The organism is Flavisolibacter tropicus, assembly GCF_001644645.1.
Classification (GTDB): domain Bacteria; phylum Bacteroidota; class Bacteroidia; order Chitinophagales; family Chitinophagaceae; genus Flavisolibacter; species Flavisolibacter tropicus.
Genome location: NZ_CP011390.1, coordinates 2,717,490 through 2,742,769, shown reverse-complemented (window position 1 = coordinate 2,742,769; position 25,280 = coordinate 2,717,490). Strand labels below are relative to the sequence as shown.

The 25,280-nt window shown below is 44.0% G+C and carries 23 protein-coding genes; 13 read left to right on the top strand and 10 right to left on the bottom strand.

The window, feature by feature from the left end; genetic code table 11:
* Window positions 1-90: 90 nt before the first annotated feature.
* Window positions 91-591 (bottom strand): preQ(1) synthase, encoded by a 501-nt coding sequence (gene queF / locus SY85_RS11560; RefSeq protein WP_066404627.1) that lies wholly within the window; start codon window positions 589-591, stop codon window positions 91-93.
* A gap of 240 nt (window positions 592-831) precedes the next feature.
* Here queF and queC point away from each other — a divergent pair, with 240 nt between their 5' ends.
* Together queC and SY85_RS11550 are read left to right on the top strand one after the other, a co-directional pair.
* Window positions 832-1,515, top strand: a complete 684-nt coding sequence (queC, locus tag SY85_RS11555) for a 7-cyano-7-deazaguanine synthase QueC (RefSeq protein WP_066404625.1) — start codon at window positions 832-834, stop codon at window positions 1,513-1,515.
* 31 nt (window positions 1,516-1,546) lie between these two features.
* The gene (locus tag SY85_RS11550) at window positions 1,547-2,263 is read left to right on the top strand and encodes a 7-carboxy-7-deazaguanine synthase QueE (RefSeq protein ID WP_066404624.1); all 717 of its coding nucleotides are present in this window, start codon (window positions 1,547-1,549) and stop codon (window positions 2,261-2,263) included.
* Window positions 2,264-2,351: 88 nt separating this feature from the next.
* Here SY85_RS11550 and SY85_RS11545 read toward each other — a convergent pair whose 3' ends face one another.
* From SY85_RS11545 to SY85_RS11530, 4 genes are all read right to left on the bottom strand, one after another.
* Window positions 2,352-2,573 (bottom strand): hypothetical protein, encoded by a 222-nt coding sequence (locus SY85_RS11545; protein WP_066404622.1) that lies wholly within the window; start codon window positions 2,571-2,573, stop codon window positions 2,352-2,354.
* A gap of 111 nt (window positions 2,574-2,684) precedes the next feature.
* Window positions 2,685-3,017 (bottom strand): DUF983 domain-containing protein, encoded by a 333-nt coding sequence (locus tag SY85_RS11540; protein ID WP_226999070.1) that lies wholly within the window; start codon window positions 3,015-3,017, stop codon window positions 2,685-2,687.
* A 127-nt stretch (window positions 3,018-3,144) separates the two neighbouring features.
* Window positions 3,145-4,425, bottom strand: coding sequence for a UDP-N-acetylmuramoyl-tripeptide--D-alanyl-D-alanine ligase (locus tag SY85_RS11535; RefSeq protein ID WP_066404619.1), 1,281 nt, complete (start codon window positions 4,423-4,425; stop codon window positions 3,145-3,147).
* A gap of 254 nt (window positions 4,426-4,679) precedes the next feature.
* Entirely contained in the window at window positions 4,680-6,227 is a 1,548-nt protein-coding gene (locus SY85_RS11530) for an SUMF1/EgtB/PvdO family nonheme iron enzyme (RefSeq protein ID WP_066409635.1), read from the bottom strand.
* A 206-nt stretch (window positions 6,228-6,433) separates the two neighbouring features.
* On the opposite strand from SY85_RS11530, the gene porU reads away from it, so the two are divergent.
* The 6 genes from porU (at window position 6,434) to SY85_RS11495 (ending at window position 15,147) form a co-directional block, all read left to right on the top strand.
* Window positions 6,434-9,859 carry a type IX secretion system sortase PorU gene (porU, locus tag SY85_RS11525; protein WP_082886386.1) on the top strand — a complete coding sequence of 1,142 codons (3,426 nt, stop codon included), beginning with the start codon at window positions 6,434-6,436 and terminating at the stop codon, window positions 9,857-9,859.
* Window positions 9,860-9,943: 84 nt separating this feature from the next.
* On the top strand, window positions 9,944-11,149 hold the full coding sequence (porV, locus tag SY85_RS11520) for a type IX secretion system outer membrane channel protein PorV (protein ID WP_226999069.1): 1,206 nt from the start codon (window positions 9,944-9,946) through the stop codon (window positions 11,147-11,149).
* A 768-nt stretch (window positions 11,150-11,917) separates the two neighbouring features.
* A complete protein-coding gene (gene ispF / locus SY85_RS11510) occupies window positions 11,918-12,397 on the top strand; it encodes a 2-C-methyl-D-erythritol 2,4-cyclodiphosphate synthase (protein WP_066404614.1) in 480 nt (159 codons plus the stop codon).
* A 37-nt stretch (window positions 12,398-12,434) separates the two neighbouring features.
* Entirely contained in the window at window positions 12,435-12,878 is a 444-nt protein-coding gene (dut, locus tag SY85_RS11505; protein WP_066404613.1) for a dUTP diphosphatase, read from the top strand.
* A 4-nt stretch (window positions 12,879-12,882) separates the two neighbouring features.
* Window positions 12,883-13,695 carry a lipoprotein insertase outer membrane protein LolB1 gene (lolB1, locus tag SY85_RS11500; protein ID WP_066404612.1) on the top strand — a complete coding sequence of 271 codons (813 nt, stop codon included), beginning with the start codon at window positions 12,883-12,885 and terminating at the stop codon, window positions 13,693-13,695.
* 54 nt (window positions 13,696-13,749) lie between these two features.
* Window positions 13,750-15,147 carry a murein hydrolase activator EnvC family protein gene (locus SY85_RS11495; RefSeq protein WP_066404611.1) on the top strand — a complete coding sequence of 466 codons (1,398 nt, stop codon included), beginning with the start codon at window positions 13,750-13,752 and terminating at the stop codon, window positions 15,145-15,147.
* Here SY85_RS11495 and bshA read toward each other — a convergent pair.
* A complete protein-coding gene (bshA, locus tag SY85_RS11490; RefSeq protein ID WP_066404609.1) occupies window positions 15,144-16,283 on the bottom strand; it encodes an N-acetyl-alpha-D-glucosaminyl L-malate synthase BshA in 1,140 nt (379 codons plus the stop codon). The genes SY85_RS11495 and bshA overlap by 4 nt on opposite strands.
* A 269-nt stretch (window positions 16,284-16,552) precedes the next feature.
* Between bshA and SY85_RS11485 the strand changes: the two genes are divergently transcribed.
* A complete protein-coding gene (locus SY85_RS11485) occupies window positions 16,553-17,935 on the top strand; it encodes a M20/M25/M40 family metallo-hydrolase (RefSeq protein ID WP_066404607.1) in 1,383 nt (460 codons plus the stop codon).
* Between the two features lie 53 nt (window positions 17,936-17,988).
* Window positions 17,989-18,417, top strand: a complete 429-nt coding sequence (locus tag SY85_RS11480; protein ID WP_082886382.1) for a hypothetical protein — start codon at window positions 17,989-17,991, stop codon at window positions 18,415-18,417.
* Between the two features lie 57 nt (window positions 18,418-18,474).
* Here the strand turns inward: SY85_RS11480 and SY85_RS11475 are convergent, their stop codons facing one another.
* Window positions 18,475-19,179 carry an SAM-dependent methyltransferase gene (locus SY85_RS11475; RefSeq protein ID WP_066404604.1) on the bottom strand — a complete coding sequence of 235 codons (705 nt, stop codon included), beginning with the start codon at window positions 19,177-19,179 and terminating at the stop codon, window positions 18,475-18,477.
* Window positions 19,176-19,937: an EI24 domain-containing protein gene (locus SY85_RS11470; protein WP_066404602.1), complete on the bottom strand. Its 762-nt coding sequence runs from the start codon at window positions 19,935-19,937 to the stop codon at window positions 19,176-19,178. Before SY85_RS11470 ends, SY85_RS11475 begins: the two co-directional genes overlap by 4 nt.
* 89 nt (window positions 19,938-20,026) lie before the next feature.
* Between SY85_RS11470 and SY85_RS11465 the strand changes: the two genes are divergently transcribed.
* Window positions 20,027-20,629 carry a DNA-3-methyladenine glycosylase gene (locus SY85_RS11465; protein WP_066404601.1) on the top strand — a complete coding sequence of 201 codons (603 nt, stop codon included), beginning with the start codon at window positions 20,027-20,029 and terminating at the stop codon, window positions 20,627-20,629.
* Between the two features lie 34 nt (window positions 20,630-20,663).
* On the top strand, window positions 20,664-22,130 hold the full coding sequence (locus SY85_RS11460; RefSeq protein ID WP_066404599.1) for an SLC13 family permease: 1,467 nt from the start codon (window positions 20,664-20,666) through the stop codon (window positions 22,128-22,130).
* 229 nt (window positions 22,131-22,359) lie between these two features.
* Here SY85_RS11460 and SY85_RS11455 read toward each other — a convergent pair whose 3' ends face one another.
* Both SY85_RS11455 and upp read right to left on the bottom strand, forming a co-directional pair.
* Window positions 22,360-23,373: a PorP/SprF family type IX secretion system membrane protein gene (locus tag SY85_RS11455; RefSeq protein ID WP_066409629.1), complete on the bottom strand. Its 1,014-nt coding sequence runs from the start codon at window positions 23,371-23,373 to the stop codon at window positions 22,360-22,362.
* Between the two features lie 55 nt (window positions 23,374-23,428).
* Window positions 23,429-24,079, bottom strand: a complete 651-nt coding sequence (upp, locus tag SY85_RS11450) for a uracil phosphoribosyltransferase (RefSeq protein WP_066404597.1) — start codon at window positions 24,077-24,079, stop codon at window positions 23,429-23,431.
* Window positions 24,080-24,174: 95 nt separating this feature from the next.
* Between upp and SY85_RS11445 the strand changes: the two genes are divergently transcribed.
* Window positions 24,175-25,266 carry an anhydro-N-acetylmuramic acid kinase gene (locus SY85_RS11445; RefSeq protein WP_066404595.1) on the top strand — a complete coding sequence of 364 codons (1,092 nt, stop codon included), beginning with the start codon at window positions 24,175-24,177 and terminating at the stop codon, window positions 25,264-25,266.
* Window positions 25,267-25,280 lie beyond the last annotated feature (14 nt).

Sequence of the window (25,280 nt, the reverse complement as noted above, 5' to 3'; positions counted from 1 at the left end):
ATAGATGATAGTTGACAGCTCCTTACTGCCATCCGTCATCTACCAACTGTCAACTTAATATGGTTTTGCTATTAGTGGAGTATGAATGCTTTATTGCTTTCGGCTGTCAATGGCACAAGTGGTATTGATACCGCCCCGGACATTGTATACGGTTGTTACTAATAAATATTGAGGATCGCCTAAGGCTGCCTTCAGGTCTTCATAGATATAAGCCGTAACATCTTCCTGAGCAATGCCGATATTGCGCCAGGACAGAATGTAATATTTCAGGCTTTTTAATTCCAGGATATTTGAGCCTGGAACATATTCAATACGTAATACACCAAAATCGGGTAAGCCCGAGAACGGGCAAAGGGCCGAGAACTCACCTGTTTCTGTTTCATACACCACTACCTGTTTAGCTGTATGAGGGTAGGGCAGGCGGTGAATTTCTTTCTGACGGGTATCTGGTGGCATAAATAGGCCAAACTTGCCGTCGGGTTTAATGCCAAACTCAGCCATATAATCCAAAGCCTTGGTGGTGTGCTCAAGGGCCTGCTTGTAGGTGGCTTCCAGTTGTTCCTTTAATTTATTCGGCGTTTTTGTTTCCATAATCGAGTGTTGCAGTCGGCAAAATTACTGGATTGTACAGCCAGAAGCTAAGGGTTGCTTCTTAAATTATTGTGTAAAAGCAGAAAATGGCTTTTTCCTGACTGGTTAAAGTGCGGAAAGGTGCGACTGATGAAATACTTTTGCAGACGCAATCATAAACCATATCTGGCCAGTGAATAGGAAAGTGTCAGGTTGCCGCGATTGTTGTAAAAATATAACGTTTAAGAACCCAATATGTCTATGACCGAATCACCTCTTTCCGCCTTGGTCCTCTTCTCTGGAGGACAAGACTCCACAACCTGTTTATTCTGGGCCAAACAGCAATTTGAAAAGGTGGTGGCGTTGGGGTTTCGTTACGGTCAGAAGCATGATGTGGAGCTTAAACAAGCGTCCCTTATTGCTGAGAAAGCAAACGTACCTTTCCATGTCATTGATATTACGGGTATGTTAAAAGGTTCGGCACTCACTGAGCATAATAAGGATGTCTCTGCCCAACACGAGCTCAATCCGGAACTGCCAGCGTCTTTTGTACCGGGCCGTAATGCTGTGTTTTTAACCATAGCCACTTCATATGCCTATACCCACGGGATCACTGATATTGTGGGAGGGATGTGTCAGGCGGACTATTCGGGTTACCCCGACTGTCGCCGGGTATTTGTGGACTCCCTGCAAACCTCTATGACGCTGGCGTTGGATAACGACGTTCGCATTCATACGCCGTTGATGTACAAAAGCAAGGCGGAAGCCTGGAAACTGGCCTATGAACTAGGCGTGTTGGAGATAGTACGCGACCTGTCGCATACCGATTATAATGGCGACCGCACAACCTATAATGAGTGGGGGTATGGTAGGCTAGACAACCCTGCATCCATACTGCGGGCTAAAGGTTATGAAGAAGCCAAACAAAAAGGCTGGTTAGGATAATTAAGTGAATAGGATAAAATAGAATAGAACCGTGAATCAACATCAAGAAAGTAAGTATCGTGTAAAAGCGATTTGGAAAACCCTGCAAGGGGAAGGATTGTTTGCCGGCCGTCCGGCTGTATTTGTGCGCCTGGTAGGCTGCAATATGTGGTCGGGCTATGAACAAACGCGTCAGCGGGATGCTGAACGCAATGGAGGCAGTTGCCCGCTTTGGTGCGATACTGATTTTACCAAAGAAGGTAGCCAGGATTATACGGCAGAAGCATTAGCGGCTGCCATGCAAAAGGTAGGTGGTGATGTGCGCTTTTGTGTAATTACTGGTGGGGAACCTCTAATGCAATTGGATTATACCTTAGTAAAGGCTTTGCACAAAGCTGGTTACTTTATAGCTATTGAAACTAATGGGACTTTATCTCTAGCTGAGCGCTGCTGGGATCCGAAAGCTGAAAAGCTAGAGGCGCCTGATTGGATTGTGTGCAGCCCCAAGTTAGCTGTGCCACAATTACAACTGGAGTTCTTTGATGAACTGAAGCTAGTGGTGCCCGATTATAAACCGGAAGATTTTGATGCTTTTGTAGGACTTCAACGTATTAATAAAATACATAACCACACATTGCCGCTCTTGTGGTTGCAGCCAGAAGATGGCGCGCGTTTGCAAGAGGCTCGAAAGATGGCGATAGAAACGGCTTTGGCGCATCCGCAGTGGCGAGTGTCGGTACAGACGCATAAGATATTGAATGTGGAATAGTGGGGAGGTTTAAAGATTAAAGTTTGAGGTTTAAAGTTGTTTGAATACGGTGCCTCTGCTCTGTATGTCAGCCAACTTTAAACTTTTCTTACCCTCTTTTCTCTGTTCCTCTCAATACGGCTAATAGCAACAGTATAAATACAATGGAGCCAACGATCCATACCCAGGGAGAGGTATACCATATGTGGCTATCATCTTTATTGATGGTGACATCAATTTCTTCAGACTTTTCCTGAGCGAACGATACAACGGCGCAAAGGATTAATCCCAAAACACTACCTATTCTTCTAATTGCTTTAATCTGCTGCATAACCCTGCTTTTGAAGTGGAACTGAAAGGGAGCTAAAGTTGTGCCGTAAAGGCTGGTTTCATTCAATAATGAGCGAGTTAATTATATTCTAATGCATTCTTGTAGATAGGCTCACCAATTGTTCATTTGGGCGTCATTGGTGCGGCCTAAATCTTCTGGCGGATTTTCCCTCCAATGGGGATCATAGGAAACAAACCAGGAGATCCATAAACTGCGGGAAAAGCGCATCAGCCAAGGCTGAAGGCCCACAAGTAGCAGCGTGTTGAAAGCTATCCAATACAGAAAGCGGTTATCCGTAAACGAAACCCCAATGATTAGCCACCATAAAAGAAACGTGGTAACGCTAAGTGCTACACCAAAAACATAGCTTACGTAACTGGTGCCATAATAAAAGCCCACTTCTATTTCAGTTGGTTGTCCGCACTGTACGCAGTTAGTGTACATTTCCAAATTGCGTTTAGGCTTTACTGAAAGTTTGTGTTTAAAAAGCTTGCCTTGGCGGCAACGTGGGCAATAACAGCTAAACGTTGACGCCAGGTAAGATCTGGTTGGCTTTTCTTCTTTCATGGTATTACAAGTAAGCAAGTGCTTTTTCCATGCCAGTGCTCCGCGAACCCTTTACCAACAAGTAGGAATGGTTGATGTGTTGGTTTTGCAGCCACTGGCCTGCTTCTTCAGCGGATGTAAAGCTCAAGAAATTATGTTTTATTTTTAGAAAGTCGCCACCTACTAAGATCACTTGCTTCCAGGGATATTTCTCTATTTCGGCTACAATCTGCTGGTGCTCTTGAAGGCTATCAGCGCCTAGCTCGGCCATGGCGCCTAAGACCAATATCTTGTTGTCTTCTTTGGCCTTGGCAAAGTTTTCTATGGCTAGCTTCATGCTGCTAGGATTGGCGTTGTAAGCATCTACTATAATTTGATTAGTGCCTTTTTTTACCAACTGTGAACGGCTATTGGTAGGTGTATAGGCCTCAATAGACGCTTTGATCTTATCATCGGTTACTGAAAAGAATTTTCCTAAGGCTACAGCTGCCAGAACGTTGGGCAGGTTATAACTGCCTACTAATTGGGTGGTTATTGTGCCTCCCAGTCCTTTTGTAAATCCTACTTCTAAGAAGGGATCAGAGGCTAATGTGTTGCCTATAACATCGCCTTCCTTTGTGCCGTATTTGTAAATAGTTGGAATACCCTGGCTCATCTCTTGCAGGTAGGGGTAGTCCGACATGATAAATGCCATTCCATTGTTGGCTCTTAGGTAGTCAAACAATTCGCCTTTGCCTTTACGTACGCCTTCCTCTCCACCAAAGCCTTCCAGGTGTGCCTTGCCGCAGTTGGTGATCAGGCCATGAGTGGGTAGCGCTATCCGGCAATAAGAAGCAATTTCCTGTTGGTGGTTGGCGCCCATTTCAATAACCGCCATTTGTGCGTCCTCTTTGATCTTTAAGATCGTTAAGGGTACACCTATATGATTATTCAGATTGCCTTCCGTGGTATAGGTTGCAAATGAAGAAGACAGTACTGCGTGGATCAATTCCTTGGTGGTGGTTTTTCCATTTGAGCCTGTAATTGCAATAAATGGAATATTCAGTTGCTGCCGATGGTGTTTAGCTAATTGCTGCAACGTGTCCAGTACATCATCAACCAGAATGGTTCTATCATTGATTAGGTAGTCTGCTTCATCAATGATGGCATATGCCGCTCCGGCATCCAGTGCCTGCTGCGCAAAGGCATTGCCATTAAAATTGGGTCCTTTCAGGCCAAAGTAAAGATCGCGGGTTTTCAGCTTCCGGGTATCTGTTTGTATAGAAGGATATTGTTTATATATGGAATAAAGGCTTTCAATATTCATAGCTACAAAAGTAAGGGGTAATAGAGGTTTAAGGTTTCAAGATTAAGGAACAAGGATCAAGTTGGTGAGAGCGTGATGACTGTCGATAGATGACAGATGACAGTTTTGATCTTAGGCTCAGTCATCATTCAGTGGGGTAGATAAGGAGTTGTGTAATGAAACAGGTAATCCTGTTAATCCAACAAATCCATCGTAATCTGCGGTCAAAAAAAAGCCCCGCGGTGTGCGGGGCTTGGTATAAGTTGAAGAGAATCTTATCTCTTTTGTTTTTTGCTTCTCCAGAAGTTACCGGTTTTGCGTTTGTTACCTTCTGGGCTACCCATACGGTCCATAGCGCAACGGAAACCAATTGTGCTGCTTGATTGATCTTCTTCTAAGTAGCGGCGGGTACCAGGGCTTAACCAGTAAGCGCGGTCGTTCCAGCTACCACCTTTGTAAACTCTTGATTTATCGCTAACCAAGGTAGTGATACCGTAGCCATAAGATGCTTGTGAAGTAGAGTCGCCATCCAGGAAGTTGATCACGTTACCACGTTGGTAGTTACGACGGCTTTTGCTTTCAGCATCAGTAACTGCTTCCATTTTCACACGACCCATGCTATCGATTTCAGCTTCACCGTTGGCATTTTTGTACAACTTCATGTATTTGTTACCACGATAAGGAGAAACATCATCAGCATCAAGGCCCGTTAACGGACGGTAAACGTCAGATACCCACTCGCTTACGTTACCTGCCATGTTGTAGATACCGAAACCGTTAGGATAGAAAGACTTAACAGGAGCGGTATAAACAGCGCGGTCGTTCAAGCCACCAGCTACCCCCATGTTATCGCCAGAACCTCTTTTGAAGTTGGCCAGGAACTGACCTTGCCAGCTACCGTGTTTCGTATCACGTAAGCCGCTAGAGTTCATGTTGTGTGTCCAAGGATATACTTGTTTGTTACCTTGTAACTCCTCACCACGCTTACCTTCTTTAGTAGAAGGACGAGGGTTTTGGTTGATCAAACCGTAGGCAGCATATTCCCACTCCGCTTCAAATGGCAGGCGGTAATCTGGTTGCAGGATACCATCTTCCATTGTAACGTTGCGTGGTGCACCTTGAGCATTTGTCAATTTATTGCCTTTGCCTGGCTTACCGGGCTGTGCCTGGTAAAGACCTAACAGGTAAGACTTAGTAGTAAAGTTATTTTCTTGTTGTTGTCCTTGAATACCTTGTTTAGCGATGTAGCCTTTTTGCATCATGATGCCTTCGTTCACACGGTCGCTTCTCCAAAGACAGAAGTCGTACGCTTGTCTCCAGCTCACACCTACTACAGGATAGTCGTTAAAGCCTGGGTGACGGAAGTAGTATTCTTCCAGTGGTTCGTTGTAGCTAAGCTCGCTACGCCAAACTAACGTATCTGGTAAAGCAGCATCCATGATCTTTTTGTTGTTTGGATCATCTTCTACAGGGAAGATGCGGTCTAACCAGTGAATGTATTCACGGTAGTGAACGTTGGCAACCTCTGTACGGTCCATGTAGAAAGATGGTACGGTTACACGGCGGGGAATGTTGTTCCAGTCGCCCATAACGTCTTCTTCTGTTTGGCCCATAGTGAAGGTACCACCCTGAACAAATACAAGACCTGGTCCGGTAGCCTGATCTTTCGACTTGGCAACCTGGTAACCACCCATGTTTTTGTCATTGTAGTTCCAACCGGTTACGTCGGATTTCTCATGTTTCTTTTTGCCGATGAAGGGGAGGCCATTCTTACAGGACGCTAAGAATACGGCCGAGGATAATAGGATTACAAAATTTTTCATTTGCATGCTGCTGCTGTTTTAGTCTTTCAAGGACACATGGGGTACATGTGGCTTTGTTTAAAACTATGTTTCGAATAACTTTAACGCCGCAAAAGGTTAATTATTGTTATAAAACATTAGTTTTCTAAACAAAGTATGCGAATATAGAAAGTTTGTCCAGAAAACCATAAGGAATTCTCTTTTTCGTGTATCTCCTTCCAAATCTTATGAGAAATTGTCTTAAAAGTGCTTTGATAATCAGTGCGTTGTGTGGCTTTTCTGCTCGCATGCATGGCCAAAGAGTTTATCAGGCGCATAGTGTCCTGGCTTCGGGCAGCTGGTATAAAATAGAAGTGGAGCAGCAAGGCATTTACAAAATGGATCTTTCCTTTCTGTCTTCACTTGGACTTACCGGATCTATACCTTCTAACCAGATTCGACTTTTTGGAAAAAAAGAAGTGTTACTACCTGAATCTAACCAGGAAACTTACCAGGATGATTTAGAGGAACTAGCCATTGAGGTGGTTGATGGCGGCGATGGGGTATTAAATGGTAACGATTATATTTTGTTTTATTCTACAGGGCCGCATACCTGGCAGGCCGATACCATTGCCCGTCGTTTTATTCACCGTAATAATATTTATAGCGATAAAGTTTTTTATTTTCTAACCTTAGGGACCTCCGGCAAGCGGGTGACCGGTCAAACAGCTAGCTTTACCCCTGTTACTACCCTAACGAGCTTTGATGAACGCTATTTTCATGAACTGGACTCTGTTAATTTTTTATCCAGCGGAAAAGAGTGGTATGGTGAAGAGCTTAGCGGGATGCCCGGCCGTTCATTGACCAGGACGTTTTCTTTGCCAGTAGAGAATCCTGTTTTAGGAATGCCACTAACGGTGGCGTCTAGCGTAGCTGCCCGCTCAGTTGGCGTTAACTGTCGTTTTACAGCCGCTATCAATAATGCTTCCTTTCAAAACATAGCAGTTCCTTTAGTAGGAAGCACACCTTATGATCCCTTTGCCCAACAAGTACAGCAGGTAGATGCTACTACACTGAACCAGGCTACGGCAACTCTTTCTTATACGTACGTGCCGGGTGGTTTCAATGCCCAGGGATGGATCAATTGGTTTGAGGCGTTTTACCGCCGCCAATTGGTAATGCCGGCCAATACAGCGCTTTTCTTCAGGGATTGGAGTACCTATGGCACTACTGCTGTAGAATTTAAGCTGGCAGGTGCTGACGCAGCTACCCAGGTTTGGGATGTCAGCGACTCCTATAACCCTGTAAAAATGCCAGCTTCACTAACCGGAACTATCTTGCAGTTCAGTAACGATGCCCGCCGTTTTCATGAATATGCCGCCTTTCGCAACAGTTTCTTAATACCCAAAGCTGCAGGTAGAATACCTAACCAGGACCTGCATTCGATTTCTGATATTGATTACCTGATGGTAGTGTACCCAGCATTTGTACAGCAGGCCCAACGGTTGGCTCAATTCCATGAAACGCTTAATAAACTGAAAACGAAAATTGTAACGACAGAGCAGATCTATAACGAGTTCTCAGGAGGAATTCCAAATCCTGTTGCTATCCGTGATTTTGTAAAAATGTATTACGACCGGAATAAGGCTACCTGGAATAATGGAGGAAAATATTTGCTTCTTTTTGGCAAGGCTAGTTTTGATTACAAGGCACGCATTACCAATAATACCAACTTTGTTCCTACCTATGAAAGTGAAAATGCGCTGGATCCTATTGGCACTCACCTTGCCGATGATTTCTTTGGTTTTTTGGATGACCATGAGAATATTAATAGCACCGTAGTGGTGAATCAACTGGATATTGGTATTGGCCGTGTGCCTGCCCGGTCGGTAGAAGAGGCCGCCAATTTTGTAGACAAGGTTATTGCCTACCACACGCCGGCTGGTTTTGGACCCTGGCGTACGCACCTGAGTTTTGTAGCTGACGATGAGGATGTAAACCTGCACGTGCAGGATGCGGAAGTCATGACTAGTACGGCATCATCGGTAGCGCCTTTGTTCAATACCTATAAATATTACCTGGATGCCTATAAGCAGGAAAGTTCGGCTGCAGGTGGGCGGTACCCAGAGGCTAACCAGGCGATCAATAATGCGCTGTATAACGGTACGCTGATCTGGAACTATAGTGGGCATGGCGGTTGGCAGCGACTGGCAGAAGAAGTGGTGCTGGACCAGCAAATTGTAAATGAGATCAACAACGAGCATCGACTACCCTTATATATTACTGCCACCTGCGATTTTGCCCCTTTTGATCAACCGCTGATCCATGCATTAGGCGAAAACCTGCTGGTGCGTCCTAAAACCGGTGCCATAGCCTTGATGACCACTACCCGTGTCGTATTTGCTAATAGCAACCGGATCATGAATGATAACTACCTGCAGTTTGCGCTAAAGCCAGATGCAGATGGAAACTATAAAACCTTGGGACAAGCGGTACAGGCAGCGAAGAACTATACCTACCAAAACAGTGGCGATATCATCAATAACCGCAAGTTTGTGCTTTTGGGTGATCCGGCCATGCGGTTGGGCTTTCCGCAGATGAACGTGGTGGCCACTAAGATCAATAGCAAAGCTGTTTCCAGTACCCCTGATACCCTACGTGCTACGGAGCAGGTAACCATAGAAGGAGAAGTACAATCCAGAACGGGTGCACTGTTGTCTGGCTTTAATGGACAAGTGTACTTTTCTTTATATGAGAAGCCGCGGACAGTTTCTACTTTAGGGAATGATGCTGCCAGTCCGGTTATGGAGTTTTCCAGCCAAACCGCCACTCTTTTCAAAGGGAAGGTAACGGCCACCGGCGGGCGCTTTACCGGAACATTCCGCATGCCTAAGGACATCAATTACCAGTTTGGCGCCGGTAAGTTAAGTTTCTATGCTAACGACGACCAGCAAGATGCGGGCGGTTTTTCTACAAATATTATCATCGGTGGCATTGGCAGTACCAGCAATATGGATAGAGAGGGGCCTGCCATTAAAGCTTACCTTAATGATGAGCGTTTTGTAAATGGCAGTATTACAAATGAACAGCCGGTTTTATTGTTGCATCTGGCCGATTCTTCCGGTATCAACACCGGTATTAGTGGCATTGATCATGACATAGTAGCTACTCTTGACGGCGACAACCGTACTTATTTTATTTTGAATGATTATTATGAAAGTAAGCTGGATAGCTACCAGGAGGGGACTGTTCGTTTTCAATTGCCCCAACTGGCGCCTGGCCGCCACACCATTCATATAAAAGCCTGGGATGTGGTCAATAATTCCGGGGAGGCGCAATTGGAGTTTACGGTGGTAAACAATGAAGAGCTAATACTTGATCATGTTCTTAACTATCCCAACCCTTTTATTACAAAAACCGTCTTTTGGTTTGAACACAATAAACCCGGTATCGATTTACATACTACTGTGGAAATATATAGTGTGGCCGGAAAATTGATAAAAACGCTTAAGCGAACAATAAATACGGCCGGTAATCGTTCCAATGAAGTAGAATGGGACGGTAAAGATGATTTTGGTAACAAAGTCAGCCGTGGCGTTTATCTTTACCGCCTAACTGTTCGAAGTGCTGATGGAAAGAAAGCTAACAAACTACAGCGCCTAGTAGTACTGTAGTAAAAATCCAAGACTAAATAAACCAAAAACCAGATTATTTTGCATCTAAGCAAAACGCCATATTTTCACAAACAATATATATACATGAGATTGATGAGAGCATCAGCTTTTAGATTCACGGCTGCCGTTACCCTAATTCTTACTGGTGGAGTATCTCTTAAAGCACAAGACCAAATCAACGTTGTAACTACTGCAGTACCCTTTTTACGAATTTCTCCCGATGCCCGTGCTGGTGGTATGGGCGATCTGGCCATTGCTACGAGCGCGGATGCCAGTTCTTCCTATTTCAATTTGGGTAAAGTTCCTTTCAATACTATTAAGGGTGGCATTAACGTAACCTACACGCCATGGCTGAAAAAATTAGTTAATGATGTATACCTGGCTTCTATGTCGGGGTACTATAAGCTTGACGATCTGCAGGCGATCTCTGGTTCTTTACGTTATTTCAGCCTGGGCGATATCCAGTTTACCGATGAAAATGGAAATATTGGTAGCACGGGTCGTCCTCGTGAGTTTGGTATCGATATCGGTTATTCCAGAAGACTTTCTGATAGAACCGGTGTTGGCCTGGGTTTAAAATATATCAATTCTAACCTGGCTCAGGGTTATGCCGGTAACGGTGGTACCACCTATAAGCCCGGTAATGCTGTTGCAGCTGATTTAGGGTTTTACCACAACCGTCAAAACGAAGCTGGTCAAGGCTGGTCATTCGGTGTGGCCTTAACCAACCTGGGTTCAAAGATTGCTTATACCAATAATGCAGACCAAAAGGACTTTATTCCTGCCAACCTGGGTTTTGGTACTACCTATACCCGTGTACTGGATGAAAGCAACAAGTTTACTATTGGTGCCGACTTTAATAAGTTATTGGTACCAACTCCTCCTCAGTTTGACCCCAATCCTGGGAACGATCCGACAGTAGCGGAAGCCAATACCAAAAAGGCTCAAGAATACCGTCAGCAAGGTATATTAAGCAGTTGGTTCAAATCTTTTGCTGATGCACCAGAAGGCGCTAGTGAGGAATTTAAAGAGTTCCAGGTTTCATTAGGTGCTGAATACTGGTATGCAAATCAGTTTGCCGTACGTGCCGGTTATTTCTTTGAAGATAAAACCAAGGGTAACCGCCGCTATTTCACGACAGGTGTTGGTTTGAAGTATAATGTGTTTGGCCTGAACTTCTCCTACCTGATTCCTTCTGGTGGTACTGGCAGCAACCAAAATCCATTATCAAATACGCTCCGCTTCTCCCTGATCTTTGATCTGGATAATTCAGACAGCGGTAACGAATAGATAGAATTGATTCTTTATAAAGCAAAAGCAGGAGTGAACACTCCTGCTTTTTTATTTTGGAACCGGGATTTGGGGAGATTTAGGGATTAGGTAGAAAAGGTTTCGCACAGAGGAGAGGTGAAAAGAATGAGTGGTTTCCGGATTTATCCTTTCCTGTTCCAACAACCTGCTGATACTGCATGAACCCTTCACTCCTTCACCCTACCTTCCCTGCCATTTCCCTCTACCTTGCCTACTCCTCCTCTGCCCCTTCATGGTTACTCCGTATAGAATACTAGGTTACTCCGTATGGGAGCCTAGGTAACTCCGTATCACACCCGTACCTAGGCCGATCCTTAGCCCTACCTCACCCGTACCTTGACCCGTATATCGCTACCCGCTCACCATTAAAAAACGATAGAAAATAGTATAGAAAAGAATAATAAGAACGGCAGAAAATGCCTTAAAAGAGAAGACCCTAAAGATACAAAACCAGCCCCTGTAGAGCAAGTCCTTTCTTTCCCTGTACCTTGTATCTTGTGCCTTGTACCTTGAACATTGATAATTGGGCATTGAACATTTCCTTTCTTGTTCCTTGTTTCTTGCCCCTTGTGCCTTTCCTCCACTTCTTCCTTCCTTGTTCCTTGTTCAATATTCTCTTTCTCCTTTCCTCTGTGCGAAACCTCATCTCTCCGCGTTCTCAGCGCCTCTGCGTGAAACATAAATCAGAAATCTTCAAATCAGCAATCAGAAATCCTTTCGGCTATCTTTGCGGCAAATCAAAAACAAATGGCATTTAGAATAGGATTAGGAGTTGATTTCCACCAGTTAGGTGAAGGCAGGGATTTAATGTTAGGCGGTGTACATGTACCCCATACAGTGGGTGCAATTGGGCATAGTGATGCCGATGTGCTGCTGCATGCTATTTGCGATGCGATGTTAGGCGCAGCTTGCCTGGGCGATATCGGTGTCCACTTTCCTGATACCGATATGAAGTATAAGAATATTGATAGCAAGGTGTTGCTGGCGGATACTGTGAAACTGATTGCAAAGGAAGGCTATGCCGTAGTGAATATTGATAGTACACTTTGCTTACAGGAGCCCAAAATAAAACCCTATGTACCACAAATGCAGCAAACCATTGCCTCTCTTATAGGTATTACAGAAAAAGATATTTCCATTAAAGCTACCACCACCGAACAAATGGGCTTTGTGGGCCGGAAAGAAGGGGTAGTGGCCTATGCCACCGTTTTATTGCAACGCATTTAACATCATTCTCTGCTCTGCAGCTTATCTTTGGAAGCTTATGGCAGTGGTGGAACTCAAAATCATCAATCAATCTAATAACCCTTTACCGGAGTATGCGACAGCTGAAGCCGCCGGTATGGATCTTAGGGCCTTTCTGGAAGCGCCGGTTACACTGGCACCAATGGAGCGGCAGCTGATACCTACGGGGCTTTTTATGGAACTGCCCCAGGGTTTTGAAGCACAGATCCGTCCCAGAAGTGGGTTGGCTATCAAGCAGGGAATTACTTGCTTGAACACACCTGGAACGATTGATAGCGACTATCGAGGAGAAATTAAGATTATCTTGATTAATCTTTCTACTGAGCCACAAATCATACAGCCGGGCGACCGCATTGCGCAGATGGTCATTCAAAAAGTAGAAAAAGCAACACTTACAGTAGTCCCTGTACTATCCGGTACTGAGCGAAGCGAAGGCGGGTTTGGGTCTACGGGAAAAAAATAAAGCTATGAAGAGCGTATTAAGCTGTTTAGGATTGGTTATAATAATGGCGTCTTGCCGGTCTACCAAAAAGATTGGAACTGCGATAGCAAAAAAGGATACTACTGCTGCACAAACAGTGATTTCTGATGCCCGTAAAGACTCCCTTGCTTTTATTCAGCATACATTACAAGCCATCAATGCCAATAAGCTAGACTTTACCACATTTACAGCCAAGGTGAATATTGATTACCGGGATGCTGCTGACAAGAATTATGATGTGAATGCCACCGTGCGCATGTATAAAGACAGCGCTATCTGGATTTCAGCCAATGCTATCTTGGGTATTGAAGCCTTGCGTGCCCTGATCACAAAAGACTCTGTCAAGATCATTGATAAATTGAACAAGTCCTATACAGCCCGCAGTGTAGATTACCTGCAGGAAGTAACGGCCTTGCCTTTGGATTTGACCACCATTCAAAACCTTCTTTTAGGTAACCCCGTGTTTTTAGATAGCAATGTAGTGTCTTACAACCGTACGGGTGATGCCATTGCATTACTTAGCCTTGGGCAATGGTTTAAAAACCTATTAACAATTGGAGATGGTGATAAGTTGCTGCAACACAGTAAATTAGATGATATTAATATAGCGCGTAGCCGTACAGCCGATCTGACCTATACAGATTATGAAAATAAAAAGGGCTTTCCGTTTGCTACCAAGCGTCGCATCCTGATTTCTGAGAAGAAAAAACTGGATATAAAGCTTGATTTTAAGCAGTATGAAAGGAATGGTGATGTCAGTTTCCCTTTTTCAATCCCCAAAAATTACGAGCGTAACTAAAATTTATTCATCTGTCGTTCGTTATACACGCACAGCCTTACTAAATGAATGCAAATGAAGAAAACCGCAATAATAATCCTAAACCTATTCTTTGGAATAGCTGCGTTTGCTCAGCAAGACAAGTCCAAGCTGCAAAACGAACGTGATGCTATTAGAAAGGAATTAAGTGATATCCAAACGATATACAACCAGGTAAAGGGCCAGCGTAAAGAAAGCATTGGTCAGTTGAACCTGATCCAAAAGAAGGTAAATCTTCAAAACCAATATGTAAATAACATTAACCAGGAAATACACCTGATTAATGATGATATTTATTTAAGTGCTAAGGAAATTATTAGACTACAGGTTGAGCTGGATACGCTAAAATCGCAATATGCCAAAAGTGTGATCTATGCTTATAAAAACCGCAGTACTTATGATTATCTCAATTTCATTTTTTCAGCCAGCACTTTTAATGATGCTTTAAAGCGTGTGTCTTATCTCCGTTCTTATCGTGCTTATCGTCAGAAGCAGGTAGAAAACATAAAGGAGATGCAAGCGTTGATTACAGATCGTAAACAGCAACTGTTAGGTAAAAAAACACAGAAGAATGCAGCCCTTCAAAATCAGACCAAACAATTGGCTGAATTGGAAACACAGAAGAAAGAGAAGGATGCTGTAGTAGCTAAACTGAAGTCTAAAGAAAGTGAGTTATCTAAAGAGATTGCTGCTAAAAAGAAAAGAGATCAACAATTAAGAAACCAGATTGCAGCGGTAATCAAGCGTGAGTTGGAAGCGGCTCGTAAGAAAGCTGCTGAAGAAGCGGTAGCCAGAAGAAAGCGTGAAGAGGAAGACCGTCGTAAAGCCAAGGAAGCAGAAGCCGCCATAGCTAAAGCCAATGCTGCAAAGAATAATGCGCCTGCCAGCAATAACAATGTTACTACTGGAAGTGCTAGCAAGGGTGCTGAGACAGTGACTGCGCCAGCCACCACCACTACTGCAAAGGCAAGTGAGCCTAAGGAAAACAGAGAATATAGGGATTTGACGGCTGTTGATGCAAAGCTCTCTTCAAGTTTTGCCGGTAATAAAGGTAGTCTTCCATGGCCGGTAAAGGGTTTTATTAGCATTCCATTTGGTACCAGTAAGGTAGAAGGAACCAGCTTAACACAAGATAATCCTGGTATTACCATAAGTACAGAGTCCGCCGGAGCCACTGTAAGTGCCGTGTTTGATGGAGAAGTAAGTGCGGTATCCAACCTGGGAGATGGTATGGCGGTATTTATTCGCCATGGTAAATACTTTACTATCTATAGTAACCTTTCATCTGTAAGTGTAAGTAAAGGTGCTGTTGTGAAAACAGGACAGGCTATTGGCCGTACCGCAGCAGCCGATGATGGTACGGGTGGCCAGTTAGACTTTATGTTGATGATCGAGAACAGTAATGTAAATCCAGCAAGTTGGCTGCGCCGTTAATGCGCTGCCAACTCTTTTTGTAATACATCTTCATACAACTTCTCATAGATCGGTATGATGTTGTGAATGTCAAAAGTGTGGGCGTGTTCTGCGGCCGCACTTTTGAATTTTTGGAGGCGCTCCTCGTTCGCTAATATTGAGATAGCGTGTTTGCTCATAGTTTCTACATCACCCACATCACCCATGTAGCCTATCTTCCCTTCAATCATAATCTCACCCAAGCCACCGGCATTGGTAGATACTACGGGCACACCTGCAGCCATAGCTTCTAAGGCGGCTAATCCAAAGCTTTCATACTCAGATGTTAACAGGAACAAGTCGGCAATGGCCAGGATATCTTCCATTTGCTCCTGTTTACCTACAAAGAGTATGTCATTACAAATACCCAAATCACGGCTTAAAGCTTCAGCATCTGCCCGTTCAGGGCCATCACCTACAAAGAGCAGTTTACTAGGAATCTCTTTTTGTACATTATAAAAGATCTTTACTACATCCTGCACGCGCTTGATCTTGCGGAAGTTGGAAGCATGTAGTAAGATGCGTTCTCCATTGGGTGCAATAGCCTTACGGAAAGCATCAATGGGTTTACGTTGGAAGCGCTGTACATCTACAAAGTTGTGTATGACCTGTATGGGCTTTTCAATCTTAAAGTACTTGTAAGTTTCCTCACATAGGTTTTGCGACACAGCTGTAATCGCGTCGCTCTGATTGATAGAGAACGCCACCACCGGTGCATAAGTTTTATCGCGACCTACCAGGGTGATATCTGTACCGTGCAATGTGGTAATTACTGGAATGTGTATGCCATCTTGCTCTAAGATGCGCTTGGCCATATAAGCAGCCGATGCGTGAGGGATAGCATAATGCACATGGAGTAACTGCAAATGGTTGTTCTTGATAACATCCACCATGGTGCTGGCCAGTGCCGTTTCGTAGGGTGGGTAATCAAATAAGGGGTAGGTAGGTACCTGCACCTCGTGGTAAAAAATATTGGGTATAAAGCCGTTCAAGCGAACCGGCTGCTGGTACGTAATAAAGTGAACCTGATGTCCGTGCTGTGCTAACGCCTTTCCTAATTCTGTGGCCAATACGCCACTACCGCCAAACGTTGGGTAACAAACTATACCAATTCTCATATCGGGAAATCAATTGAATAACTAAGTTAAATACAAAAAACGGTTAGGTTTGGTTAAATAAAGGCGACCCCCTGTCCCCCTAAAGGGGGAACTTAGGTCATTGATTTCTTTCCTGTAGACAACCACTCCTTTAGAAAAAGAGTATCATTCAAGAAAACCTTATGTTAGGAAGGCTTTCTTGAATGATTTGTCTATAAAGTTGTTTGTTTAATAAAAGTTTATTTAGACCTAAGTCTCCCCTTTAGGGGGACAGGGGGTATATTTAATCCATGAAGAAATTAGCTTATGCTGTAGCAGTGCTATTGGCTGCTACCACTACACACGCACAACATGAAGACTCGGTCTTTCTGCGCCGCCTGGCAGATGAGATCTTAGTAAACAGCCAGGCCTATGAAAACCTACGTCACCTTACCAAGCAGATTGGTGGACGACTGGCCGGCTCACCTCAAATGGTAAAGGCTGAACAATGGGGGCTTGGCGCCATGAAGGCCGCTAATGCTCAAAACGCCTGGTTACAAGAATGTATGGTGCCACACTGGGTACGCGGTGGAAAAGATGTGGCCAATGCTAAACTGGCGGCTACGAAAGGAGAAAAAGCTTCTCAGAAAAGCCTGGACATTGTAGCCTTGGGCAACTCGGTAGGTACTATGAAACCAATGCAGGCTTCTGTTATTGAGATCAATAGTTTTGAAGAGCTGGATCAGAAAAAAGACCAGGTAAAAGACAAGATCGTTTTTTACAACTATAAGTTCAATCCAACATTTGTACGCACGTTCCAGGCCTATTCAGATGCTGGTCGTTTCCGTAGAGAAGGGCCTAACCGTGCGGCAAAGTATGGAGCGAAGGCCATTATCGTACGCAGTCTTTCGCATAGCACCGATAATAATCCGCATACTGGTTCTACTTCATATAGCGATTCTACAGTTCCAAAGATTCCTGCCGTAGCCATTGGTTTGAAAGATGCTGACTGGTTGAGTAATGTTGCCAAGCAACGCAATGTAGAAGTAACCTTGCATACCAATGGTCGCTTCCTGCCAGATACAATTGGACATAATGTAATTGGTGAGATCAAGGGCAGTGAGTTTCCTGATGAATACATTACCATCGGCGGGCACCTTGATAGCTGGGATAACTGCGAGGGTGCACATGATGATGGCGCTGGTTGTGTACAAACCATTGAAATATTACGCGCTTTTAAGGCTATGGGTTACCAACCTAAACGCACGATTCGTTTTGTATTATTTGCCAACGAAGAGAATGGCTTAAGAGGCGGTACTAAGTACGCTGAAGAAGCAAAGGCAAAAGGTGAAAAGCATGTCTTTGCTTTAGAAAGTGACGCCGGTGGATTTACACCACGCGGTTTTGGCTTTACGGTTTCTGCGGCACAGTTTCAAAAGATCCAAGGCTGGCAGAGTCTATTGGCGCCATATGGTGCAACTGAACTAACGCAAGGTGGCGGTGGTGCTGATATTGGTCCTTTAAATCGTAACCTGGGTACACCTTTGGCTGGTTTGCAACCAGATTCACAGCGTTATTTTGATCTGCACCATGCCCGCAATGATGTATTTGAAGCAGTGAACAAAAGAGAGTTGGAATTAGGTGCATTGAATATGGGTGCACTGATATACTTAGTAGATAAGTACGGATTGTAAGCTAGCATAAAGATTTATACCTTGTGTTTATTGCTCACTAATAAACACAAGGTATGGAATCTAAATACGAGCCATACGAAAATCAAGCCCCCAAGCGAAGCAACGGCTTCAAAAAAAGCCTGAGCCGATTCTTTACCATCTTCATGATCCTCCTGGTGCTGGGCTTGGGCATCTTCATTTACTGGAAATATGCCTTTACCTACAGCAGCGGCAACCGGTTTGGTTTACTGCAAAAATTCTCAGAGAAAGGCACCCTTTTTAAAACTTATGAAGGAGAACTGATACTTAGTAGTGTACGTGGCAATTTAAATGTGCCTATCGCTTCAGAGAAATTCTACTTCTCTGTGAAAGACAAAGACGTAGCCCAGCAATTAATGAATTTGCAAGGTCATAATGTAACCGTACATTATCATGAAAAGAATGGTACGCTTCCCTGGCGTGGAGAAACGCGGTATTTGGTGGATAGTGTGAAGGTGCAGTAACGAGTGGTCAATGGTGAGTTTACTGCACGCATAGCACAATAGTAGTGGGTAATGCAATTACACACCAGCGTATAAAAGAAAAATAGCTGGTCTTTTATGTAAAGACGGCATGGCGGTTTTCCACTGTTGTGCCGACTTTGTTTGTATCGATTCTGTTGGGGCGGTAAGATCTACAGCCACACAAATAGAAGTTTGCGGGGAGCAGGTCTTTACCAGCGTTTCAAGCAGTTGATTGTTTCTGTAGGGTGTTTCAATAAAGATCTGGGTGCAGTTCTTCTGACGAGATTCAGACTCCAGGTTTTTGATCGTTTTAGTACGTTGGGCCATATCAATGGGTAAGTAACCCACAAACTGAAAACACTGGCCATTCATACCACTACCCATCAATGCAAGTAAAATAGAGTTGGGGCCTACCAATGGTTTTACCAAGGCTTGCTGTTGTTGAGCAATAGCCACCAAGTGTTGACCGGGATCAGCAACACCGGGACAGCCCGCTTCACTAATGATACCGATGTTCTTTCCTTCTTTTAAATACTGCTTGAATTGGGCGGCAACCTCTGGCGTTACTTCTTTCATGTTTACCCATTGGTAAGCGTCAATGACCATCTCTTTCCAGAGTAATTTTAAAAACCTTCTTGCAGTACGTTCATTTTCAACAAAGAAGACCTGGCATTGTTTTACCGCATCCAAAATATAAGCAGGAAGGGGAGCTGTCTGTTCTTCAGCTAGTACAGTAGGAATCAGGAAAACGCTGGCACTCATGCGGTCTTGTTTATTTTATGCAAACTTAAGGTAGCTGCTACAACTGCGTATGCAGGTGCTAATACCCAACCAACAAGAATTAATCCGTGCATGAGGTAAAACATCAACCCATTGCCAATAGCTAGGCCTCTGTGCTTGCCAATAAAGTCTATACTTTCTGGCATGGTTAACCGATTTCGCTCACAACTATAATCCAGCATGGAAAAGCCGTAATAGTAACATTCTATGAATAAGGCGATAAGTGGTGTTATCCAGCCAAAGACCGGCACTAAAGAAAGCAACAACAAGGAGAACATGTATACTGTTTGCCAAAGCGTATTGCGTACAGCCAGTAAGGAACCTCTCCAAATGTCTTCTGCCAGTTGCTTCCAGGAAAATGGGAAATCCTTGCCTTCCAGGATCGCGGCCGTTTTCTCACTCAGGTAAGCAAAGACCGGTGAACCTGCAATCAGGAAGAAATATTTAAAGAGCGAGAAATAAAACAGCATGAGGATCAGGCGAAGGAATAACCCTGCCATTACAAATAGAAAGCTAAGCCAATCGCTATGCTGGCGTTGTAGCCATGCTTCTAAGCCAATTGAGTGACTAAGCCAGGTAACCGCATTGTTTGATGAGTGCCAGAAAAAGTACATGCCGACAATAAACAGCAGTGTATAAATAATACCTGGTATCAGGATCCACTTCCAAAGGCGGTGCTGGGCAATGAACTTGTGTGCCTCTATATAGGACTGTATAGCAATGATGATTTCTTTTAGCAAGCCAGCTTTGTTTTATAAATGACGACTATTAAAAAAAATACCTGACCAAACTAAGCCTGTATTTCGAATACGTAAATATATTGGAATCCATGCAAAAGCTACCGGTTGAGTTTTATTTGCGCGACGATGTTGTGCGCATTGCCAAGGAGTTATTGGGCAAGGTGTTAGTGTCGCAGTGGAACGGAGAACGAACTGTAGGACGCATTGTAGAAACAGAGGCATATGCTGGAGAAAGTGATAAAGCCTCTCATGCATCGAAGGGACGTACCACTCGAACATCCGTCATGTTTGGAGAGGGTGGTACAGCGTATGTCTATCTCTGTTATGGTATACACCAGATGTTCAATATTGTAACCAGTACGGAAGGAGATCCTCATGCTATTTTGATAAGAGGGGTAGAGCCAATGGAAGGTATTGATGTGATGTTGAAGAGAACAGGTAAAAAGAGGGCTGACCATACATTAACCCGGGGCCCCGGTAATGTAGGAAAGGCTTTTGGCTTCCATACTTCACAAAGTGGTTTTTCTTTGTTAGATGACGAACTCTTTTTGGCGGACGATGGTTTTCAGTTGCCAGTGGGAAGTGTTGGTGTGTCGGTACGCATTGGTGTAGACTATGCTGGAGAAGATGCCTTGCGGCCCTATCGCTTCTTTTTAAAGGGTAACCCTTTTGTTAGTGGCAAAATAAAATAGCATAGCTTTTACATGCATTGTATTTTACAATCAAATGAAACCCGTGCTCCACTATATTCACACACGCTACATAGCTGTAGTTACAAGCATATTAGCCGCCTTGCTGATTTGGTTTGCTAATCCGTTTGCTGTTCCCGTTGAAGCCAATAAAGTGTTGGCAGTCGGTATGCTAATGATTGTATTGTGGGTAACGGAGGCCATGCCCATGCCAGTAGTAGCACTCTTGCCATTAGTAATATTCCCTTTATTAAATATTGCACCTATTGATACTACAGCAGCTTCTTATGCTAACCCGGTGATCTTTTTATTCATGGGGGGCTTTATGCTAGGTCTGGCTATTGAGAAGTGGAACTTGCATAGGCGTATTGCTTTAAATATTGTCAGGCTAACTGGCACCAGTGGCAATAAGATCGTATTGGGCTTTATCATTGCTACAGGTATGATCAGTATGTGGTTGAGTAATACAGCGACTACCATGATGATGTTTCCCATAGCACTCTCTGTTATCAAGGTGATCTGTGATAATCACACAGATCAGAAAGGCATCAACAACTTCTCGTTATCCGTTATGCTGGCTATAGCACTAGCTTCCAACTTAGGAGGTATTGCTACTTTAATAGGTACGCCTCCCAACGTGGCTTATGCAGCCTTTATTCAAAAGCGTTACGATTATAGCATATCGTTTATTGATTGGATGCTTATATGCACACCACTTTCCATACTACTGTTGTTATGCTTGTATTGGGTAATGGTAAAATGGCTCTATCCTAATCGTATGAAAGAGGACGCCGGAACCAAGGCTATGATCCATCAAGAGATAGTGGCACTGGGTACTATGAGTAAAGCGGAAAAACGCGTGCTCTTTGTTTTTTTACTTACCGCTTCGTTATGGATCACTAAAGATCTGATCAATAAACTTAACTGGGTGAAGCTGGACGATAACATGATTGCGTTGATGGGAGGTGTTTTATTGTTTTTATTTCCTGCCAGCAATGAAAAGAAAGAAACCCTGCTGGTGTGGTCAGATACCAGTAAGATGGCTTGGGGTATATTATTGTTATTTGGTGGAGGAATCGCTTTGGCGGGCGCATTAGAAAAGGCTGGGCTGATGCAACAGCTAGGACAATGGTTTGGTCAGTTTGGATTCAATACACTGTTATTGATCTTCTTGGTAACCTTGGTTTCTCTTTTTGTTAGTGAAGTAATGAGTAATGTAGCCCAGGTGATTGTCTTTGCTCCAGTGGTCAGCAGCCTGGCCGATGCCGCCAACTTACATCCATTGATGCTGGGTATTCCTATGACGCTGGCAGCCAGTTGCGCCAGCATGTTGCCCATGGGGACACCACCCAACGCTATTGCCTTTTCCAGCGGGTATATAAAACTTCATCAAATGACCAGGGTTGGGTTTATTATGAACCTGATAGCTGTAGCCTTGATTACACTGTTTTGTTGGTTATTGCTGCCTCTGGTTCTAGAGCCAGCGCTCACCCCCAGCCCCTAAAGGGGAGCATCCACGCACAGAGCTCCGCTAGTCAATAGTCAATAGTCATTGGCCAGCACACAAAACCAGAAGAGCAAACATTCCTATAATAGAAAAGCACTCCTTTAACGGGAGTGCTTTTCTATTTTTTTTAGCTATTATTTCTTTACTGTTCTCTGTGCCCCTCTGTGTTCACTGTGTCTTTGTGGTTCAAGAAGCGCTAGCTTCTCCCCTTTAGGGGAACAGGGGGTTAAAACTTCGGACAGTTCAGCTTCTTGGCGTTTGGATCGCGCGGCTGTTTAATATAGATCAGGGAGATTTCCATACCGCCCTTCATGTTGGAGGCTGGCTTTAATTTAGATACGTTGACATCATAAGTGGCACCAATATGGAACTCACCAAACTCCAAACCTATATAAGGAATAACGGCGTCTTTTAACCGGTACCAGCTTCCCAGGTAAAGAATGGTTGGTACAGGCTGGTCAGGATTCATCAGCTTGCCATAAGCACCGCCAATCATCGTGTTGGTAGCACCGGCCTGGCGGCTATAGTTTCCACTAAAGTGAAAGGCATCGACGTCGCCAACAGGCACATGTCCGCCTGCTTGTATAGTAAGGCGTTGTGACAGTTTAAAGTCTCCTTTATTAAACGTTTCTTTTGGCTGGTTAACATGGTACAGGGATACGCCTGCATAAATATTGTTCTCACCGTTAGTCGAACCATTAAATAAAAGGCCAGCGTTCATGTCAAAGTATGACATATTTAAGTCGCTGCCGTTGAAAGTTTCCGTAGTTATCCCAGTAAAGCCATCGGAGCGAAGCATGTCTTCAAACTTCAGGCTGGTTACATCCAATCGCTTGGAAGAATAAGTGCCCTGAAAGCCTACACCGACTTGGTAGTCGCCGTTTTCATCCAGCGATTTATGATATGCAGTAGAAAAAGAAAGATAGTTGTATTGCAACACACCATTTCCGCTTCTATCTGTAAAGCCCATAAAGCCAATACCAAACTGGTCGAACTCTGGTATCTGATCTTTTAGAATACCCGCATCAAACGAAGCGGTAGCAGTTGTATAGGCGTTATTGATAGTAGGCCATTGGTTACGGTAGTTTCCTGCAATTCTATACTGACCAGCAAACTTGCCCGTCATAGCCGGGTTCATCGTCAGTGGAGATGCAAAGAATTGCGAAAAATTAGGGTCTTGTGCTTTTGTGGTAAAAGCACAAAAGAGGAGCAGGATAAAGCAGTAGGTTTTTTTAATCATCCACATTGGATAAACAAATTACAAATTCACTTCAAGAGAAAGAATAAAACTTTCGTTAAGACTGCATTTTTGTGCCGAATGCCAGATCACCGGCATCGCCCAGTCCTGGAACGATATACCCCTTGGCCGTTAGTTCGTCATCAATGTCGCCGCACCAGATGGTGGCTAACGGTATATGACGGCGGACAAACTCAATACCTACAGAGCAAGCGATGGCCGCTACAATATGTATATGTTTAGGCTCGCCTTCTTCCTGGATGTATTGAATGGTTTTTACAAGCGATGAACCTGTAGCCAGCATGGGATCAGAAATGATGACCGTACGGTTGTCGATTTCAGGTGAAGAGAAATAGTCTAAGCTTATCTCAAAAGAGCCATCCTTATCATGTTTGCGGTAAGCGGAAACAAAGGCATTATCGGCCTTGTCGAAATAATTGAGCAATCCTTGGTGTAACGGAAGGCCGGCACGTAAAATAGTAGCCAGAACCGGCTGCTCTTCCAGCACTTTCGCCATGGCAGTTCCCATAGGAGTAGTGATTTCTACTTCTTTATAAGGGAGGCGCTTACTGATTTCAAAGGCGGCAATTTCACCAATGCGCTCAAGGTTGCGGCGGAAACGCATGCGGTCTTTTTGAATTTCTGTATCGCGGATTTCAGCAATCCAATTGCTAACCAGTGAATGTTCTTTGCTTAAATTAATTACCATGAATTTGATTTTCTGCCTTTAAAATCAGCCGGGATGCTATTTGTCTTTAATTTCGGCAAATCTAGAGTCTTAAATCTTAAATCCGAAATTGATTCATGGTTTATAAAGTAATGGGCCTAATGAGCGGCAGTTCGCTCGATGGGTTAGATCTTGTTTACACAGAGTTACACGAAAACAGAGGGGAGTGGAGTTTTGAAATTATGGCTGCCGATTGTTATCCCTATAGTGAAGAATGGCAAGAGAAGCTTAAAAATGCCATTAGCTTAAATGCGCAGGACTATTTACTGTTACATACAGCCTATGGCCACTACGTAGGTAATGAGGTAAACCGCTTTATTGAAGAAAACAATTTGCACTTTAAAGTGGGTTTAATTGCCTCCCATGGACATACCACCTTCCATCAACCCGCTCAAAAGATGACCGGACAGCTAGGAGATGGGGCTGCTATAGCTGCCAGTACCGGTATTAACGTAGTAAGCGACCTAAGAGCCCTTGATATAGCCTTTGGCGGACAGGGTGCACCCATTGTACCTATAGGGGAGAAGCTGTTGTGGAAAGGTTATTCCATGTTTCTGAATTTGGGTGGCATTGCTAATATTTCTTTCAACCTACCTAATGATTATATAGCCTATGATGTTTGTCCTGCCAACCGAGTATTAAATATGTTGGTGGCAAAACTGGGCCTGGAATATGATGATGAGGGAAAACAAGCTGCTTCAGGAACAGTAAATGAATCTTTACTGCAACAACTTAATGAATTGTCGTATTACCAGCAATCCTATCCAAAGTCATTGGCCAATAGTTTTGGGACGGATGAGGTATTCCCTCTGATTGAGGCTGCAGGTTTATCGGTGCCCGATGCTTTACGTACTTATACAGAACATATTGTACAACAGATCGCAAAAGCTATAGAGAATTTCAAATCTCAAATTCCAAATTCCAAATTGTTTGTGACTGGCGGTGGAGCATTTAATACGTTCTTGATTCAGCGACTGTCAGAAGCGTTACAAGCCTATGGTGTAGAAGTGGTGGTGCCAGATGAGAATACCGTTAAATACAAAGAGGCACTGGTAATGGCATTAATTGGCATTCTGCGCTGGCGCGAGGAGTACAATGTGATCTCTTCTGTTACAGGTGCGCAACGCAATAGCATTGGAGGCGCCATGTGGATTGGACAAGAAGCGTAAGCCTTAATTAGGCC